1 pseudogene and 1 other annotated feature are annotated in these 708 nt (G+C 63.4%); the pseudogene reads right to left on the reverse strand.

The window, feature by feature from the left end:
* Positions 1 to 658 (reverse strand): annotated as a pseudogene (locus AC0L2O_RS36280) (IS3 family transposase); the annotation flags it as partial.
* Positions 258 to 374 (reverse strand) — a sequence feature (AL1L pseudoknot). It overlaps the preceding pseudogene by 117 nt.
* Positions 659 to 708: the final 50 nt, after the last annotated feature.

Below are 708 nucleotides of genomic sequence, written 5' to 3' on the forward strand. Positions count from 1 at the left end.
TCGCTGATCGTGGTCTTGACCGGTTTGCCGCGGATAATCCCTTGCAAACCCATGTCCCGCATCAATCGCGACACTGTGCAACGGGCAACATCGAAGCCTTCCCGCTTGAGCTGGCGCCAGACCTTGCGCACGCCGTAGACGGAGAAGTTTTGATCGAACACGCGCCGAACCTCGAGCTTCAGCGCTGCATCCTGCCTGGCGCGCGTCGACCGCTTGGCCGGATCGCGCCGTTTGGCCACATGGGCGTGGTAGGTCGAGGGGGCGATCGGCAACACCTTGCAGATCGGCTCGACCCCATGCTCCCCACGATGATCGTCGATGAAGGCGATCATGGCTTGGACCGGCGGTCGAGCTCCGCCATCGCAAAATAAGCGCTTGCCTTGCGCAGGATCTCGTTGGCCTGCCGAAGCTCGCGGTTCTCCCGTTCCAGCGCCTTCAGCTTCTCGGCCGTGTCGGTCGGAACGCCGGCCCGCTGTCCGCTATCGACCTCGGCCTTCTTGACCCAGTCATGCAGCGTCTGCGGCGTGCAGCCGATCTTGGCAGCGATCGATGTCACCGCCGCCCAGCGCGAGGGATGCTCGCTGGCGTGATCCAGAACCATCCGAACCGCTCGGGTCCGGACCTCGGGTGAAAACTTGTTCGTCGTCTTGCTTGTCATGGCTCCATCCTCTCAGGAGTTGGAGCCTCCGGCAAACCCGGGGCGGTTCA

Source organism: Bradyrhizobium sp. Kon10 (assembly GCF_055807395.1).